This window comes from Coleofasciculus sp. FACHB-1120, from assembly GCF_014698845.1.
Classification (GTDB): Bacteria; Cyanobacteriota; Cyanobacteriia; order Cyanobacteriales; family FACHB-T130; genus FACHB-T130.
This window is the reverse complement of the sequence record NZ_JACJTV010000022.1, coordinates 1-16,241: the sequence shown is the minus strand read 5'-3', so window position 1 is coordinate 16,241 and position 16,241 is coordinate 1. Positions and strand designations below refer to the sequence as shown.

The following is a 16,241-nucleotide window of genomic DNA, read 5'->3' as shown; positions in this document are numbered from 1 at the left end:
GATGCTGTCTTTGATGATGCGATTCTACTTTGTAGAGGCTTTGCGATCGCCAATGCGAACCAGCTTAACTACTTGTGACTTATGTTGCTGTCAGTACAGTCGCTCATAACACCTTTTTCAAGCAAGATGTAATTCAACTCATTCTCAATAAACACCAGCTTCCACTCATTGTCGTAAATATAGAGGCAGAGGAAATTACGCAATGGATAAATTAATTGAGTATCCCAAGTTGATGAAACAGATATTGTCTGAGTATTTAGAATTGTGCAACCGCCGTCCGAATCGAGACATTAAGACATTCTTGATTGTGGATGAACCAAAGGGACATTATATCTGGATGAATCTTGGTTGGCAGAAAGGCGATCGCATTGCTGGCATGACCGTCTATGTTCGTATTCGTGATAGTAAGTTTTGGATCGAAGAAGATTGGACTGAAGATGGCATTGCCGCTGACTTAGTTCGTGCAGGTGTCCCTAAAGAAGATATTGTGTTAGCATTCCACGAACCTAAGATGCGACAGTACACAGATTTTGCAGTTGCATCATAGCGGCGCAGGCTAATAAATTGATGGAGCGGACGAGAGATATCGGTAGGGTTGCAAAAGGAATGCGCCTAGGCGCGATCGCATTTTGTTCTTGAGGATGCCGTTAGTGATGACAGTAAATGTATTCCAGTATGTAGTAGATATAATTCTTTTTTGTCTTGCGGCTCATGTCCTTGAGCCGAATTGCGCGACGTACCCCCCAGAGAAAGGGAGACTCTGATAGCAAGTAATAGGGAGTGTGGCTTGATATACAAAAGCCTTTTGCAGCAATATACACCCATAAAGAAAGTTATACCGCAGTTGCGGCATAATCAATAGTTAACTTAATCCCTCTGTTGGGACGTAGTTGGAAGCTTATCTGTTGGGTGCTGATGCTCAAGTAAGTGGAAGTCCTTGGTTAGGCTTTGGTTGGGAGGTTATTTGTGAGGTACGATTGCCCTTGCAATTGTAAAACCATCTGTGAAAAACCGTCAGCGGTTAACCATCCAGTCTTTGAAGTAAGGTCACTCTGGGGCTATTTGTAGAGCAATAATTTGCAGGTAATGATGAGACAGGCTAGAGTAGAAATGACAAAACCTTAGTGAAAACTTTGTATTCTCGGTTAGTAACTTGCAAGAGTTATAACGCATCCATAAACATCTACTTCATATGACTCATCCAGGATGGTTAGGTGGTTTTCCAGGAGATTGGACATATCATGGTGATGCCAAACTTCTAATTGGCGACACTATCCAATCAATAACAATTAGCTTGCGCCTTATCTTCGTAGAAGAAGCCGAGATAGATGTAAAGCTAATCTGGAAAGGTATTGCTGATGATGAGCGGTTAAAAATTGCTGAAAAGATGCACGATGAGAGGCAGCAAATTCTGATTATTCAACCGAGTATATTTCTAATTGGCTATTCTAGACCACCTTTTGATATTAATAACGGAACAACAAACTTTTACACAGCAAGATTCGTAACTTATTCAGGGCTATCGAAAGATGTTTCTTCCGAAGAAAAACCCGATTATTTCATTCAATTGCGAGCTTACTTAAATGACGAGTTTTCAGCAATAGATGAGATTTTTGGAACAGAATTTGAGAATACTCCTCAGCGGCAAAGCAGGAACGCTACTAGGATAATAGATAAACCAAGTTTATATTGTGCCTTGAGTTCAGGATACGAAGTTAAGTGTGGTAAAAAATATATCGTTCACAAAGATCACAATATCTCTTATAGAAGAAACATAGATACTCTCTATAGACTTAGTTTTATAGATGTTAGAGTTCCATTAATAAACCAGCATATAAATAAGTTGATTATCCATGAAGCCAAAGAAATTGAAGTTTCTTTAGCTAGACATTTGGAGCATGTTATTAATGATGCTTGTGCTTTTCTCAGTATTATCTGCGATTATGAGATTTTACCAATCTACTATGATTATTCGATTTACTCTCAAAATAAATATGTCTATGGTCGGGTAATTCCTATTTGGCAGAGAAGAAGAATACCTAGGATTAGCAAATCTTGGCCTACCCAGGGAATTCATTTTCTAGGTAATGTTACCTCATTTCTTGAATGTTGTCCTTTAAGCAAACAACTCAGCCGAGGAATACAACACTTAAAAATAACGGTTTATGAATCCAGCGTTGAGTTAAAATTAATGGCTGCATGTTCTGCAATTGAATATTTTTATTCCTACTGGTTTTGGAAAATGAATGGTCTCTCAAAGCTAATAAGTGCAAGTTCGCAAAATAATCAGCTTGTAGATTTGACGAAAGATTCGGTTAACAATCTCAAGAAAGCCAACATTTCAAGTAGTGGTAAGACACCATACCTCTCAACTGTTATCCGATTTTTCGTAGATGATTTAAATATTGACTGGAAAAAATACATGAATAGCAAAGGTACTCCTCAGTTTATTAAAGTTAGGAATGAGCTTCTACACGGAAGTTTTACATCAGATGATATAACGATTTTTCAAGCTGAAGAAGTAGCTCAAAAGTTGGGGACAGAAATTTTATTTTCGATTATGAAGAATATTTCTAAGTTAAATGATTCAAAAGCATATGAAAGTTTGCCCGTTCGTCCGCCGGAAAAAGATTTTTATACACTTTCAGATGGCTGGCTTGAAATTAGAGATGTATTAGATGAGTTGCATAGCGAGAAAAATACTAAACAGTTTTGGGGTTGAGACTAATGTAGCAGTGTATTTCGCGGTCTAACGTCAAGGCTTTGCCTCCATCTGCGAGACTTCGTATTGGAACTTGCATCAGAAAACGACTGTACTGAAGAACTCCGCATAAAGATGCAGGAATACATCAACAATGGCAGCCGTTTAAACTGATTAATCGCTCCTAGAACTCGACAAATTGAAATCTATTGCCCCAGTCAGAGTTTAGATTCAACTACTTAATCAAACAAGCCATCTACCTTTTGACGAAAGGCAATCAAGGCATGATTGCTCGAAAACTCCTTCAGGTCTTCTAGTAATTGGTCTGATATCTCTTTTGACACAATGGTTTTGACTTCAATGTTGGTGTTATAGCCAGCGATATCTCCCATACGTTTACCGTGACTACCAGCGCCCTTGGCTGGAATAATAGTGTAGCCAGAAGCACCCAATCCGCTGAGCAGCTTAACTAGGCGATCTTGCAATACCGTTTCGCAAATGATCGTGACGAGATAGCCCTGGCTGTGAGAAATGGTCATAAAAATTTTAGGAACAGTTGTGTCCCCATTATTTCACAGAGCAGTTGCAGGCTAGGGGAAGGCATCTGAAAATCTGCTTAAAGACTGAGATCCCAGCGCTACGATTGAAATAGTTAGACGATGTTTGAGAAGCTATTTTTCTAGGGAAAAAACTCTCAGCGATCGCACATCCATACAATCGTGCGAGAGAAGTTTTGATGAGTTACGCTGATTTCAAGTCCCTCTAGATAGTATTTAGCTCAAGATAAATTCCGAGGGAGAAAACGCATTCCAGGCTGACGGATGAGTGGCGCTGCATTCAAGAGGAAGCTGTATGGACGCAGATATTAAACCAGAAGACGCAACGAAAGCAACCAGCAACGCTCCAGAAATGGGTGGCGGTTTGCCCGTCGTACAATATTGGGCAGAGCATACCCTATCACCCGAAGGGCCAAAACTCTGGCAAACGTTGTTGCATAAAAGTGCTTGCTTGTCCTGTGCTTGGGGAACGGGGGGACAAAAGGGTGGCTTCGCAAACGAGTTGGGGGAAACGATGCAACGCTGCGCCAAAAGCGTAGAGGCAATTTCCGCAGAGTTGCAACCACCCGTTCCGACCCATTTTTTCGACAGCCACAGTATCGCCGAACTCCAGCAGTTAACTTCCTTGGAAGCGGATCGGCTGGGTCGTCTCAGTTTTCCGGTCATTCTGCGCGAAGGGAAATCTCATTACGAGCGAATTTCTTGGGAGGAGATTTACGAGATTAGCGAAGCTGGTTTTCGCAAGTCCCCGGAGCGAGTCGCTTCCTATAGTTCCGGGAGATCGTCGAATGAAGCGGCTTATCTGCTGCAACTGATGATGCGATCGCTGGGATCAAATCATTTGGCAGATTGCTCGGATTTGTGCCACGTCCCCTCGACGGTGGGACTGAAGCAGATGTTTGGTTCTGGCACCTCAATGGTGAGTCTGGATAGCCTGAAAAAGGCAGACTGCGTGGTGCTAATCGGGTCGAATGCGCCTGCTAACCATCCGCGCTTGATGAACGAACTGATCGAGTTGCGCGATCGCGGTGGCAAAATTATTGTGGTTAATCCAGTAGTGGAAGTCGGGTTGGTCAAGTTTGCATCCCCAGCATTTCCCCTCAAGTCGCTATTTACCGGATCGGAAATTTCCTCACTTTATCTGCAACCAATTCCCGGTAGCGATGTGGCGCTATTTATCGGCATCCAAAAAGCGCTAATCGAACGCAACTTAATTCAAACAGATTATCTTCGCGCCCATGCTGAGGGTTGGGAAGCGGTTGTCGATTATGCTGGCTCTATTTCGTGGGATGCGATCGCGCAAACTTGCGGTGTTTCCCAGCAGGAGATTGAAGTCGCCGCCGAAATAATCGCCTCTTCAAAAGGCGTGGTGTTTGCTTGGGCGATGGGTGCAACGCAGCAAGAAAACGGCGTGGATAACATCTATGCGATCGCTAACACGGCTCTGCTGACAGGGAATGCGGGCAAAGAAGGCGGCGGTACTATGCCGATCCGGGGACACTCCAACGTCCAGGGTTTTGGCTCGATGGGAGTCACAGTCCAGCTCAAAAAAGAGATTCAAGAAGCGCTAGAGAAATTGCTAGGGCGATCGCTCAATCGCAACCCTGGATATCGCGCCCGCGACTTAATTGATGCGGCTGATGCAGGCAAAGTAGATACGTTGATTTGCCTGGGTGGAAATCTGTATGCAGCCAACCCGGATTTAAATCAAGCAAAGCGTGCTTTAGGCAATATTGAAACCATCATCTACCTCGCCACTAAACCGAATTTAGGACACTTTCACGGTTTAGCGCAGAAAAATACCATCATCATTCCCGTTTTTAACCGCTTTGAAAATCCGCACCAAACTACTACGGAATCGGGCAACAATTTTGTGCGGCTGAATGATGTTGGGAAAACCCATCTCAAGAATGCGGATTTGATTTCCGAGGTGGAATTTCTCACTCAATTAGCACATCAGATTCTTGGCAGCGATCCGGTTGATTGGCGCAAACTGCAAGATACTAAATATGTCCGCCAACTGATTGCCAAAACGATTCCCGGCTTTGAGCAGATGGCGACAATTGATGAAACAAAGGAAGAATTTACTATCGCCGGACGCATTTTCAATGAACCTAAATTTGCTACACCGTCCGGTAAAGCGAATATGTTTGTCACGCCATTACCCCAATTGCATTTACCGGAAGCAAAAGAGTTTGGAGTGCCGGAATCAACGCAGGCGATTGTATTAGCATTAATGACGGGACGCAGCTACTCGCAACACAATACAGTAGTTTACAAACCAGATGACAAATATCGCGGAATGCCGCACCGCAACTGCATTTTAATAAACCCATCTGATGCAAAACAAGCAGGATGGCAGGAGCATCAGCGAGTGACGGTGCAGGGTGATGCAGGCAAGTTAGAGAATGTTGAAATTATCTTTGGTGCGGTGCGTCAAGGAGCAGCAATGATGTTCTATCCCGAAGTCAATGTCATCTTTAAAGCGCGTATAGATAAGCAGTCTGGGATACCTGCATTTAAGCGAGTTCCGGTTGTAGTTTACGCCTGATAGCAAGAGAGAGATCTCTAATGCAAATCAACATATCATCGGCAGATGGCTTCATCGGGTAACGGGAAGATCTAGACAGCTTCTAGCGCGAGCGCGATGTCTTCTTTTCTCAGTGCAGGCGTATCCACCTGGAAAAATTTTCGGCAGGTGAGATTGCCTAATGTTCACTGATTGGCTCAGTAATGGATTTAGCGTGAAATACCTTTTTCGCTGAAAGATTCTTCAATCTGTCCATCTAGATTGGGGTGATACGGCAATAAGTTACGGTATATTCACCCAAATCAGCGGACTATACTGAAAGAAAAAGCTAGTCTAATAAGAGTTACGCATAAAAACTATAGGATTAGGGATAAAAGATTTGTATATGTTGAATGTTGATGTAGTCTGTCCAGTCTGTGGTGACAATCATACTATTCCAGTCACAGTCACTGAAAAACAGAGTCGAGGTGAGGAACCTATAAACTTCTTGTGCCCCGCCCTAGACCGTAGATATCGTCTCTTTAGTTTCTATGTTGATACACGACGCAGAATTTATGCTTCTCCAGGGATGGAGGAATCCTCTACAAGCATTGAAGAACAACTAAAAGCCGAACTTGGACATATTAATTTTAAAGAAAAGTTGGAGCGGTGGAATAAAATTGATTACCCGCCCATAGGTCTTATTGATGAGTATCCGCAGAAGATTCAGCAGATTATCAACACTTATTGCATGGGATACTTCTACCCGGCTGTAACGTCTGCTTGTTGTTTGGCAGAAAGACTTTTAAACCGACTTGTGTTGAAGACTCGAAGGTATTTCACATCACATCGCGATTATAAGAAAATTTATGATAAAGCCAGTTTTGATGACTGGGAAAAAATGCTATCTTTAATTTTTGATTGGAAACTAATTCCTGAAAATGCAATAAACCTATTCCGTGACTTAAAGCCAATTCGACATCAGAGTATTCATTACAATGAAAATTATGATTTCGAGCTTGTAGCACCAATTGCAATCAATAAGCTCATTGCAGCGATTACAGAGATTTTTGGGGTAGAAAATCGTAAGGATATCTACATGGTATTTGATATACCAGGTGAGGTGTGGGTACGGTCAGCAGTAGAGAAACAACCATTTGTCATTGAGTTTGTATTGCCATACTGTTGCTATGCCCATGCCGTCCATGAGATTGATGTTACGAGCCGAAGAATCAACGAGAGACTTGGGGAAACCGGGCTTCTGACGGACGAAGAGTTCGTGGAACTGCGGAAATCTACCGAATCATCCCGACAATAGCGAATGCCTAACAAGTTAGTGTAACGGACTGAAAGAAGCCCATAGTGTTGAGTTTGAGGTTATCATCTGCCACCGCCGCTCTTAGTCGTTATATAGCTAACAGAAAATAGCTTCTTTTACCCCTTTTAATCAACTCAGTTTATCCTAGAGCTACAACAGAAACAATCCGATCGCTCAACAGCTATATCTCAAAGTTGTCTCGGTATCGACGGCAGAACTAGCGATACTTTGGCTATTTTTACCTGTCGGCGAGTCGGCGAATTTCGTAGCCTAAGAGAAGTTCGATTACCAGTTCCAGTAGGCTATGGAACCTTTAATTGACAACGTTGTTAGAAAATTACATCATCTGCCTCAACCTAAGTTACATGAGGTGCTAAATTTTGTCGAATTCTTGACCTGGCAGGAAGAACGCTCAAATCAGTTAGATATCGGTGAGTCTACAGCAGAAATTGATGAGTCCATCTTTGAAGATATTGCAGACCAGCTATCTGAGGAACTAGCGAAAATTATTGGAACGAATGTACCCTTATTATCCGATTGTGCGGTCAGTCATGCAGATATTTACGAGGAGCATCCATAACTTCGATCTATCTCGTAGATACAAATGTCCTCTTGCAGCTTAGCGATCGCAACTTTGACTCTCTGGCGGCTTGAGTGCGATCGCGCGATGTCTGTAGGATGATTATTCAGTCAATTCAAGCCAGTAAAGTACATCTTTTACGGTATGGTGATACTCGCTATCATGTGAATAACAGCGTATGCCTACCGCAGAACAGGCTCTTGCCTGTGTCAGAGTATGCCAGATGCTCTCAAATGGATATCAGCCTATTCATGTATTTCGGTATAACCAGAACACCAAGATAGTGTTTATCCTTGCTGGTGTAACTGAGAGTTTGGAAATTCTAATTTTTTCCGATGGTCAATGGAGCTTTAATGATGAAGCCTGACTTTAGCAAAATGACCCGTCAAGAACTGAGAGCCTATGTTTTGGCTCACCGAGAGGATGATGAAGCAATTGAGGCTCTGATTAAACGCAGGAATCCTAATAGCCAAAAATATCGATTTCCTAAGACGGAAGAAGATTTGAGGGAAATGGAAGAGATCCTAAAGGGAAAACTGGGTAGCAGTTGAGAAGCTTTTTAACACTTGCTTTAAAATTGAATATTTTGATTTTATTGAGTCCTTGACCAGGCGAAAAGAACGCACAAACCAGTTAGAGGACAGTTAGTTTGAAGCAGAAATGAGCGATCGCATCTTCAGATTTTTTGAATTTGCAACTTAGGTAAACTCGATCCACACTGAGATAAGGATTTATTTCGGAGCAAAATCGAATGCCAAATTTGCTTGAGAGAATTACAGTTAATCCAAAGCAGTGTGGAGGTCGTCCCTGCATTCGGGGTATGAGAATTCGGGTATCAGATGTGCTGGACTTGTTTGCGGCTGGTTTAAGTGCCGAAGAAATATTGGAGGAAATGCCCGATCTGGAAATGGAGGATCTGAAAGCAGCACTCACCTACGCGGCGCGTAAAGTCGATCATCCAGTTCTGGTGGCATGACGATTTGGGTAGATGCACAACTGTCGCCTGGAATTGCACCCTGGATCGCGAATACATTTGGGGTGACAGCAGTAGCCTTGCGCGATATTGGTCTGAGAGATGCTGAAGATTATGAGATTTTTGAAGCAGCAAAAGCGCAAGGAGCGATCGTTATGACCAAGGACAGAGATTTTGTTGATTTGGTCGATCGCTACGGGGTACCGCCACAAATTATCTGGTTGACGTGTGGCAATACATCTAATACGCGATTGCAAGAGATTTTGAGTGCAACATTACCTGAAGCTTTAGAGCTTTTGCGAACAGGCGAGATGTTAGTGGAGATTAGCGGGGATTAGTCTATCAACGGAATAACTGGCGATCGCCGTCATGCGAATAATAGCGTATCTCTACCCTAGAACAGGCTCTTTCCTGCGTCAGAGTCTGACAGAGGCTCTTAGATGGATAATTATAGCTAAACTGGGTTGACCCTGCCGTCCCTTGATGACTCGTACTTGCTGCGCCAGGGCTGTATTGAGAAAGCTCCCAGATGTCCAATTTTACATAAGCGATAGTAGCCATAGACTATTTGCCACGCTGGAAAATCGCGGGGTAAATTGCGCCATTTAATCGCATTATCCGCTCGGTAGACAATAACATTCAAAATCTCTTGTAAGTTAACCTTTCAGTGTTTACAAAAAGGCTTGGCACGGAGCAACAAAGGTTCAATCCGTTACCATTCCTCGTTGTTAACGTCACTGTTGTAAAAGAGTTGACTCATTTGTTACATCTTGTATCGGTTATTATATCTCCTGCTATATCTTCCCTTCATATCTATTTACGAACAGTCTTTTCTATCTCAAGTTGTCAGCCTATCAATTAACTACATAAATATTTCACTGATTCGCTTTTTTGCTTAGTAATTGTTAAATTTTTTATTTCGTTTAGTGTAAGACAGATAAATTTTGCTGGGGTTTGTTTGCTTGAGTTTAAACAACCTAATCTCAGCTCGATAGGGCACAATTCTATTTATTTAAAAAAATATTGCTTAATAAAAATTCTTAATGATTTATATGGATAAACTAGGGGACACCGTAGTTTTGCGGTTGTTGTCAATAACTTACTGATTGTTAATATATCAGTAATCAATAAATTGAGATAGCTAGATATGGAAAATAAAATTAAGCTCGGTCAAGTTACCCAAGTCGGCTTTGGAACAGTTATGGCGCTGATGGTTGGTATAGGTATTACTTCTAAAATCAGTACAAATACTCTGGTAGAAGCAGTAGACTGGGTAACACACACTTATGAAGTTAAAGATAAACTGGGGGGGTTGGAAAAAAATCTAGTTGATGCAGAAACAGGTCAAAGAGGTTTCATTATTACGGGGAGGGATACTTTCTTAGAACCTTATAACAAAGCTCTTGAAATAATAAATAAAGACTTCAAAGAAATACAAAAACTTGTACAAGACAACCCCAAGCAATTGGAAAACTTGGCTAATATTGAAGATTTATCTCAAGAAAAAATTTCAGAATTAGCGGAAACTATTTTCTTAAAGAAAGCAGGTAAAGAAACAGAATTAAGAGCCTTAGTGCTTTCTGGTAAAGGGAAGCAAGTTATGGATAATCTTCGCGACGAGATTGGCGAAATGATTGCCATAGAAAATGAACTACTGGATAAAAGGAAAGAAGAAGCTAAACGAGCCGAAGAAATATCAAATTTTATTTCTTTAGGCGGCACTGCTGCTGCAATAGGTTTAGCTTGTTTTACTTTATGGTTTATTTCTAAAAAGGTTGTCCGACCGATTAATGACGTGACTAGTGCGCTGGCTAGTTCTTCTACAGAAATTTCTACTGCTGTAGAAGAACAAGAACGTATAGCAAGCAACCAAGCTGTTGCCGTTAATCAAGCCTGTGCCACGATGAATGAATTAAATGCATCAGCTCGGCAAGCATCAGAACAAGCAGAAGCATCGTTAGAAAGTGCGAGACAACTATTAGTCTTAGCAGAATCATCAACCAAAGGTGCAAATCAAGTCTTAGCTTTAGCAGAATCATCAACCAAAGGTGCAAATCAAGTCTTAGCTTTAGCAGAATCATCAGCAACAGGTTCAAGGCAGGTACTATCCTTAGCTGCATCAGGCAATCAATCTGTCATAAAAACTGTAAATGGAATGTCAGAATTGAAAGAAAAAGTTGTTGCGATCGCAGACCATATTTTGAGTCTGAGCGAGCAAACTAATCAGATTGGCAATATTAGCGCCTTAGTTACAGGAATATCTAATCAGACAAATATGCTAGCTTTAAATGCCGCAGTAGAGGCTGTACGAGCAGGAGAAAACAGTAAAGGTTTTACTGTTATTGCTAGCGAAATTCGTAAATTAGCCGACCAAAGCAAAAAATCAGCAGAAAAGATAAACACGCTGATCTCTGATATTCAAAAATCAATAAATTTAACAGTTATAGTGACGGAACGGGGTAAGAAGGATGCCGATGAAACGATTGAAATGTCCAGAGAGACAGCAGAGGCTTTCGCTAAAGTATCTCAAGCAATTAATGATGTTGTTCTAGAGTCTTCCACAAATGTTACTCAAGCAATCAATGATGTTGTCTTGGAAGCATATAACAGCGTGATTCAAGCGATTGAGGAAGTTGTTTTAAACAATCAACAAGACTCAATAACAGCAATTAATGATGTCGTATTACGCAGTCAACAAATTTCTCTCACGGCTAAGCAGCAAGCTCTGGCGATTGAGCAAGTCGTAGAAGTGATGAATAATTTGAAACAGGGATCGGTAGAAACAGCAAGTGGTTTAGAACAAACTAAAATTGGGATGCAAATTGTGAATCAATCAGCACTTAATCTCAATGCGGTGGTTTAGTTGGACAGATTCTAAGCTGCTATACGTTTAAGTCATCCTCAGCAAGAGGGTCGCAACTGCCATGAAAAAATAAAGCCGAGAGAGTGCTGTGGCTGATTAACAATATCAATATAGAACTGTTGTTAATATCTCCGGTATAGAACTTTACTGCAAAGCCGCGCACATCGCGCTCGGCATCAGCGGCACCTCTTTCGCCAGCGACAATAGAGAACTGCAAAAACACCTCTGTCTGCTTGCCGACTTCTGAGAGAAACTTCGCTTTGGTGTATTGCAGCTTGGTCAAATTTTACAAGCTTTCAAGTGTGCCATCCATTCCCCAAATCCCACACGGCGAAAGCGAGTAGGCTCGGTCTTAGTAGGTTCCAGAACTTGCCAAGAGTGCCAGGGAAAATGACCGATTGGGAGAACACTGCCCTTGGAAGCGGACTCTTTAGCGGTTAAATCATTAAATTTGAGCCAAGTCCCGTTTTGCTTCCATCCCACAGCTTCTCCGAACTTGGTGTAATCTCGATTCACTGGAGAACTTTCCCAAATTCGCCGCTGAATGCCGAACCCAAAGCGATCGCCACTGGCTTGTCGCCAAAGTTGATCTAGCGTTTTGAGATGTTTGCAAGGCATTTCCCGGATTTGTTCGGGTGTAATCTCGTCTACAGTCTGCTCAAGTGCCTTGGCATCCCCAGGAATCACCGCCTCTTTAAATAGATAACTGGTTGCCGAATCCATCCAGCGCCAATCCTGAGCTTGTGCTGCTTGCTTCAAATCGTAGGAAGGCCAAAAGCAACCCTGTTTAGAAATTGCACCATTTGTCATGGTGGCGTTGCAAAGCCGTGTATCGCGAAATCCTGTAATCCCCGTATCGGTCAAATCCGCTCGATCGAGATAAGCCGGATCATGCTTCACTTCGCTGAAGTCAGCCCCTACCAGTTTTGCCCCAATCAGAATCGCGCCCTGCAAATCTGCACCTCTAAAACGCGCACCATTCAGGCTAGCGTTGCTTAAGTCTGTCTGACGCAGGATTGCTCCAGAGAAATTGGCTCTGGTAGCTTGAGTACCGGAGAGTAAAGCATTGGTTAAGTTGGCTTGGCGCAGGTCGGTGTCAATCAGGCGAGTCGCCGCACCAGAGAAGTCTGTCCATTGGAGGTTGGCCCGTCGCAGATTTGCCTCCGATAAATCTGCCTCTCGGAAAATTTGGCGGGAAAAATCGGTACCGGCTAAGTTTTTACCATTCCATTGCACAGCCCTCAAGTCAGGAATCTTCTCATAGGTACGCAGACGATGCCATCTGAAGAAATTGAGCAGAGCAAAGGTAGCGATCGCACTTCCTCCCAATCCTCCCAAGATCCACCACAAACTTTTTTTGTGCCACATCCTTATTTACCCAAAGTAGGAATTTTGCAAGCCTATCCTAAGACACAAGTAAGAAAGTCGGCTTAATTCAAGCAATGTTTGGATTGAGGGGGTGTTTACAAACGTATTTTTAAAACTTCTGGGTCGCTTTCACCCGCGAAACCAACGACGATCGCTAAAGTAAGAATTACAGCTCTCGCTATCTCTGGCGAAATTCTGGATGATAGGGTGCTAGGCAAAATTGGCAGGAAGTCACGATGAAAACACGCGCGGCAATCGCTTGGGAAACTGGAAAGCCCCTAGAAATTGAAGAAATTGACCTGGAAGGGCCAAAAGCCGGAGAGGTTCTGGTTCGGATTGTTGCCACAGGTGTTTGCCATACGGATGCATTTACACTGTCTGGTAAAGATCCGGAGGGCATTTTCCCAACGATTTTGGGGCATGAAGGCGGCGGTATTGTGGAAGAAGTGGGTGCTGGCGTTACCAGCGTGCAACCAGGCGACCATGTGATTCCGCTGTATACGCCAGAGTGCGGGCAATGCAAGTTTTGTCTGTCCGGAAAAACCAATCTGTGTCAGGCAATCCGCGCCACCCAAGGCAAAGGATTGATGCCAGATGGAACCAGCCGTTTCAGCAAGAACGGTGAAACTATCTATCACTACATGGGCACCAGTACGTTCAGCGAATACACCGTATTGCCCGAAATTGCGATCGCCAAAATCAACAAAGCCGCGCCGTTAGAAAAAGTTTGTCTCTTAGGATGTGGCGTTACTACAGGCATTGGTGCTGTATTGAACACGGCGAAAGTAGAACCAGGCTCAACGGTTGCGGTGTTTGGTTTAGGGGGAATTGGTTTAAGCGTCGTTCAGGGAGCCGTAATGGCTCAAGCAGGGCGGATTATTGGCATAGATATCAACCCCAGTAAGTTTGAACTGGCAATGCAGTTAGGGGCGACGGAATGCATCAATCCCAAAGATTACGAGCAGCCCATTCAGCAAGTGATTGTTGAACTCACGGATGGCGGTGCTGATTATACGTTTGAGTGCATCGGAAATGTCAATTTGATGCGAGCTGCCCTGGAAGCTTGTCATAAAGGTTGGGGAGAATCAACGATTATTGGGGTTGCGGGTGCGGGAGAAGAAATTAGCACTCGTCCGTTTCAACTGGTTACAGGGCGCGTGTGGCGTGGTTCTGCTTTTGGCGGAGTCAAAGGGCGATCGCAACTTCCCGGCTATGTAGAACGGTATCTTGCAGGCGAAATTAAGCTGGATGAATTCATCACTCAGACGATGCCATTAGAGGAAATTAACACGGCGTTTGATCTGATGCACGCGGGTAAGAGCATTCGTTCTGTGATTCTATATTCGTAATATCATGTCCGGCTTGCCCATAATTAAGAGAACCCCACCCCGCCATAGCCTGCGGCTATGTCTCCCCTCCCCGCAGGCGGGGAGGGGCTGGGGGTGGGGTTCTTCTCGATCGCGCAGAACTTAGTATGATTCAGCATTATCAGTCATGAACCAACCCGTCCCGACAAACCTCACCTTAGTCAGCCGCAACCGGAGTTTTGGGGGTTGGCAATCTGTCTACCGCCATTACTCCACTGTCCTCGACTGCGAGATGAATTTTGGCGTGTATCTTCCTCCCCAAGCTGAATCACAATCTTGTCCAGTACTCTATTGGCTCAGTGGATTAACCTGCACGGAACAAAATTTCATCAGTAAGGCAGGCGCACAGCAATTTGCAGCGCAATACGGTGTCATTGTGATTGCTCCTGATACCAGTCCGCGCGGCTGTAATCTCCCTGGAGAAGAAGATAGTTGGGACTTGGGAACGGGTGCGGGATTCTATGTCAATGCAACGCAAATGCCTTGGGCAAAGCATTATCGGATGTATGACTATGTAGTTTCAGAATTACCGGAAGCGATCGCTGCAAATTTCCCCGTCATGGCAGAAAATCGGGGCATTTTCGGACATTCAATGGGCGGATATGGTGCCTTAGCGATCGCCCTGAAAAATCCCGGAATGTTTAAAAGTGTCTCCGCCTTTTCTCCAATTGTTACCCCCAGCCTAATTCCCTGGGGACAAAAAGCATTTCAGAATTATTTAGGCACCAATAAATCTGACTGGCTAGCTTACGATCCGATGCATTTAATTAAATCTGCTCCAGAAAGATTGCCCATTTTGATCGATCAGGGAGATGCAGATCCGTTTCTAGGCGAACAATTACAACCCGACGTTTTTGCACAAGCTTGTGCAGAGGTAAATCATCCCCTGACTCTCCGCACACAACCTGGTTACGATCACAGTTACTATTTCATTGCCTCATTTATCGGCGATCATTTCGCTCACCACGCGGCTGCTTTGGCTCAACCGGGCTTTTGATTACTCTAACCTAATAAGAACCAATAATATTTTATTTTGATTTCCCTACAAAGTGGATCAAAACTATTTATTTAGGCGAATGTGAATTGAATTTTGCGAAAAGCCAATGGAGACATAAAATGAGAATACAAAGTGTTAAAATATGTATCTTTGCTTTTTCTTGTCGCTTTCACGCTAGTAGACCACCACAGAAATTTTGACAGGTAAACGCCTGCCTGAGAAACTGGGGAAAAACCAGGAGCATCAATGGCCGAAAAGTACATTGTTAATCTCACGAAGGAAGAACACCAACAGTTGTTGAGCTTGATTGAGAAAGGTCAGACATCAAGTAGGACATTTAAGCGTGCACATATCCTGCTGCTAGCCGATGAAGGTCATCCTGATGAACTAATTGCCCAAATGCTACATGTAGGAGAATCGACAGTTCACCGCACACGCCAGAAGTTTGTGGAAGGAGGAGTAGAGTTTGCGCTGCGTGAAAGCCCTCGTCCAGGGGTGAGACGTAAGCTGGATGGTAAAGGGGAAGCTTTGTTGGTGGCAACCGCTTGTAGTGCAGCGCCAGAAGGTCAGCAGCGTTGGACAATGCAACTGTTAGCACAAAGGTTAGTAGAAATCCAACTGGTCGAGAGGATCTCGGACGAGACAGTGCGACGCACTCTTAAAAAAACGAAATCAAGCCTTGGCTAAAAGAGCAATGGTGCATCCCGGAAGTGGGAGCCGACTTTGTGTGGCGCATGGAAGATGTATTGGAGTTATATGGCAAACCCTACGACCCTGATTACCCTCAAGTGTGCATCGATGAGAGACCTTGTCAGTTGATTAGTCAAGTGCGTACCCCACTCCCATCCGAGCCAGGTAAGCCTGAGCGCTATGACTATGAGTACAAACGGGAAGGAACCTGTAACCTGTTGGCCTGCTTTCAACCGTTAGCTGGATGGCGACATATCCACGTCACTCAACAACGCACCAGTCAGGATTTTGCTCATTTCTTGAAATATTTAGTAGATG

The 16,241-nt window shown here is 43.6% G+C and carries 15 protein-coding genes and 2 pseudogenes; 13 read left to right on the top strand and 4 right to left on the bottom strand.

The features are described from left to right. Nucleotides 1-74 precede the first annotated feature (74 nt). The 3 genes from H6H02_RS18340 to H6H02_RS18330 all read left to right on the top strand — a co-directional run bounded on the left by H6H02_RS18340 (nt 75) and on the right by H6H02_RS18330 (nt 2,722). Nucleotides 75-215, top strand: coding sequence for an element excision factor XisH family protein (locus tag H6H02_RS18340; protein WP_190820356.1), 141 nt, complete (start codon nt 75-77; stop codon nt 213-215). Further along, nucleotides 203-547, top strand: coding sequence for a XisI protein (locus H6H02_RS18335; protein WP_190820354.1), 345 nt, complete (start codon nt 203-205; stop codon nt 545-547). Before H6H02_RS18340 ends, H6H02_RS18335 begins: the two co-directional genes overlap by 13 nt. A 645-nt stretch (nt 548-1,192) precedes the next feature. Next, nucleotides 1,193-2,722: a hypothetical protein gene (locus H6H02_RS18330; RefSeq protein ID WP_190820352.1), complete on the top strand. Its 1,530-nt coding sequence runs from the start codon at nt 1,193-1,195 to the stop codon at nt 2,720-2,722. Nucleotides 2,723-2,940: 218 nt separating this feature from the next. Here the strand turns inward: H6H02_RS18330 and H6H02_RS18325 are convergent, their stop codons facing one another. Further along, nucleotides 2,941-3,240 carry a hypothetical protein gene (locus H6H02_RS18325; RefSeq protein WP_190416119.1) on the bottom strand — a complete coding sequence of 100 codons (300 nt, stop codon included), beginning with the start codon at nt 3,238-3,240 and terminating at the stop codon, nt 2,941-2,943. 313 nt (nt 3,241-3,553) lie between these two features. Here H6H02_RS18325 and H6H02_RS18320 point away from each other — a divergent pair, with 313 nt between their 5' ends. From H6H02_RS18320 to H6H02_RS18290, 6 genes are all read left to right on the top strand, one after another. Further along, nucleotides 3,554-5,809, top strand: coding sequence for an FdhF/YdeP family oxidoreductase (locus H6H02_RS18320; RefSeq protein ID WP_190820350.1), 2,256 nt, complete (start codon nt 3,554-3,556; stop codon nt 5,807-5,809). A gap of 364 nt (nt 5,810-6,173) precedes the next feature. Beyond that, nucleotides 6,174-7,085 (top strand): hypothetical protein, encoded by a 912-nt coding sequence (locus H6H02_RS18315; RefSeq protein WP_190820348.1) that lies wholly within the window; start codon nt 6,174-6,176, stop codon nt 7,083-7,085. Nucleotides 7,086-7,389: 304 nt separating this feature from the next. Continuing rightward, complete coding sequence (locus tag H6H02_RS18310) at nt 7,390-7,665, top strand: hypothetical protein (RefSeq protein WP_190820346.1); 276 nt, start codon at nt 7,390-7,392, stop codon at nt 7,663-7,665. A 353-nt stretch (nt 7,666-8,018) separates the two neighbouring features. Next, nucleotides 8,019-8,216: a hypothetical protein gene (locus H6H02_RS18300; RefSeq protein WP_190820343.1), complete on the top strand. Its 198-nt coding sequence runs from the start codon at nt 8,019-8,021 to the stop codon at nt 8,214-8,216. Nucleotides 8,217-8,416: 200 nt separating this feature from the next. Further along, nucleotides 8,417-8,641, top strand: a complete 225-nt coding sequence (locus H6H02_RS18295; RefSeq protein WP_190416124.1) for a DUF433 domain-containing protein — start codon at nt 8,417-8,419, stop codon at nt 8,639-8,641. Next, a complete protein-coding gene (locus H6H02_RS18290; RefSeq protein WP_190820341.1) occupies nt 8,638-8,976 on the top strand; it encodes a DUF5615 family PIN-like protein in 339 nt (112 codons plus the stop codon). Before H6H02_RS18295 ends, H6H02_RS18290 begins: the two co-directional genes overlap by 4 nt. A gap of 4 nt (nt 8,977-8,980) precedes the next feature. Here H6H02_RS18290 and H6H02_RS27235 read toward each other — a convergent pair whose 3' ends face one another. After that, on the bottom strand, nt 8,981-9,199 hold the full coding sequence (locus tag H6H02_RS27235; RefSeq protein WP_242040772.1) for a hypothetical protein: 219 nt from the start codon (nt 9,197-9,199) through the stop codon (nt 8,981-8,983). A gap of 586 nt (nt 9,200-9,785) precedes the next feature. On the opposite strand from H6H02_RS27235, the gene H6H02_RS18280 reads away from it, so the two are divergent. Continuing rightward, a complete protein-coding gene (locus H6H02_RS18280) occupies nt 9,786-11,501 on the top strand; it encodes a CHASE3 domain-containing protein (RefSeq protein ID WP_190820337.1) in 1,716 nt (571 codons plus the stop codon). A 133-nt stretch (nt 11,502-11,634) separates the two neighbouring features. Here the strand turns inward: H6H02_RS18280 and H6H02_RS27930 are convergent. Together H6H02_RS27930 and H6H02_RS18270 are read right to left on the bottom strand one after the other, a co-directional pair. Then, a pseudogene (locus tag H6H02_RS27930) lies at nt 11,635-11,787 on the bottom strand (catalase); the annotation flags it as partial. Further along, entirely contained in the window at nt 11,781-12,869 is a 1,089-nt protein-coding gene (locus tag H6H02_RS18270; protein WP_190820335.1) for a pentapeptide repeat-containing protein, read from the bottom strand. The pseudogene H6H02_RS27930 and the gene H6H02_RS18270, both read right to left, overlap by 7 nt. Before the next feature lie 236 nt (nt 12,870-13,105). Between H6H02_RS18270 and H6H02_RS18265 the strand changes: the two genes are divergently transcribed. From H6H02_RS18265 to H6H02_RS27230, 3 genes and pseudogenes are all read left to right on the top strand, one after another. Next, a complete protein-coding gene (locus H6H02_RS18265) occupies nt 13,106-14,218 on the top strand; it encodes an S-(hydroxymethyl)glutathione dehydrogenase/class III alcohol dehydrogenase (RefSeq protein WP_190536676.1) in 1,113 nt (370 codons plus the stop codon). Between the two features lie 145 nt (nt 14,219-14,363). Continuing rightward, on the top strand, nt 14,364-15,233 hold the full coding sequence (gene fghA, locus H6H02_RS18260; RefSeq protein WP_190820333.1) for an S-formylglutathione hydrolase: 870 nt from the start codon (nt 14,364-14,366) through the stop codon (nt 15,231-15,233). Nucleotides 15,234-15,479: 246 nt separating this feature from the next. Continuing rightward, nucleotides 15,480-16,241: pseudogene (locus H6H02_RS27230) on the top strand (IS630 family transposase); the annotation flags it as partial.

Excerpts from the sequence above, each read along its gene's own strand:
- H6H02_RS18335 (WP_190820354.1), top strand. The coding sequence starts at position 203 with ATGGATAAATTAATTGAGTATCCCAAGTTGATGAAACAGATATTGTCT.
- H6H02_RS18330 (WP_190820352.1), top strand. The coding sequence starts at position 1,193 with ATGACTCATCCAGGATGGTTAGGTGGTTTTCCAGGAGATTGGACATAT.
- H6H02_RS18325 (WP_190416119.1), bottom strand. The coding sequence starts at position 3,240 with ATGACCATTTCTCACAGCCAGGGCTATCTCGTCACGATCATTTGCGAA.
- H6H02_RS18320 (WP_190820350.1), top strand. The coding sequence starts at position 3,554 with ATGGACGCAGATATTAAACCAGAAGACGCAACGAAAGCAACCAGCAAC.
- H6H02_RS18315 (WP_190820348.1), top strand. The coding sequence starts at position 6,174 with ATGTTGAATGTTGATGTAGTCTGTCCAGTCTGTGGTGACAATCATACT.
- H6H02_RS18310 (WP_190820346.1), top strand. The coding sequence starts at position 7,390 with ATGGAACCTTTAATTGACAACGTTGTTAGAAAATTACATCATCTGCCT.
- H6H02_RS18300 (WP_190820343.1), top strand. The coding sequence starts at position 8,019 with ATGATGAAGCCTGACTTTAGCAAAATGACCCGTCAAGAACTGAGAGCC.
- H6H02_RS18295 (WP_190416124.1), top strand. The coding sequence starts at position 8,417 with ATGCCAAATTTGCTTGAGAGAATTACAGTTAATCCAAAGCAGTGTGGA.
- H6H02_RS18290 (WP_190820341.1), top strand. The coding sequence starts at position 8,638 with ATGACGATTTGGGTAGATGCACAACTGTCGCCTGGAATTGCACCCTGG.
- H6H02_RS27235 (WP_242040772.1), bottom strand. The coding sequence starts at position 9,199 with ATGGCTACTATCGCTTATGTAAAATTGGACATCTGGGAGCTTTCTCAA.
- H6H02_RS18280 (WP_190820337.1), top strand. The coding sequence starts at position 9,786 with ATGGAAAATAAAATTAAGCTCGGTCAAGTTACCCAAGTCGGCTTTGGA.
- H6H02_RS18270 (WP_190820335.1), bottom strand. The coding sequence starts at position 12,869 with ATGTGGCACAAAAAAAGTTTGTGGTGGATCTTGGGAGGATTGGGAGGA.
- H6H02_RS18265 (WP_190536676.1), top strand. The coding sequence starts at position 13,106 with ATGAAAACACGCGCGGCAATCGCTTGGGAAACTGGAAAGCCCCTAGAA.
- fghA (WP_190820333.1), top strand. The coding sequence starts at position 14,364 with ATGAACCAACCCGTCCCGACAAACCTCACCTTAGTCAGCCGCAACCGG.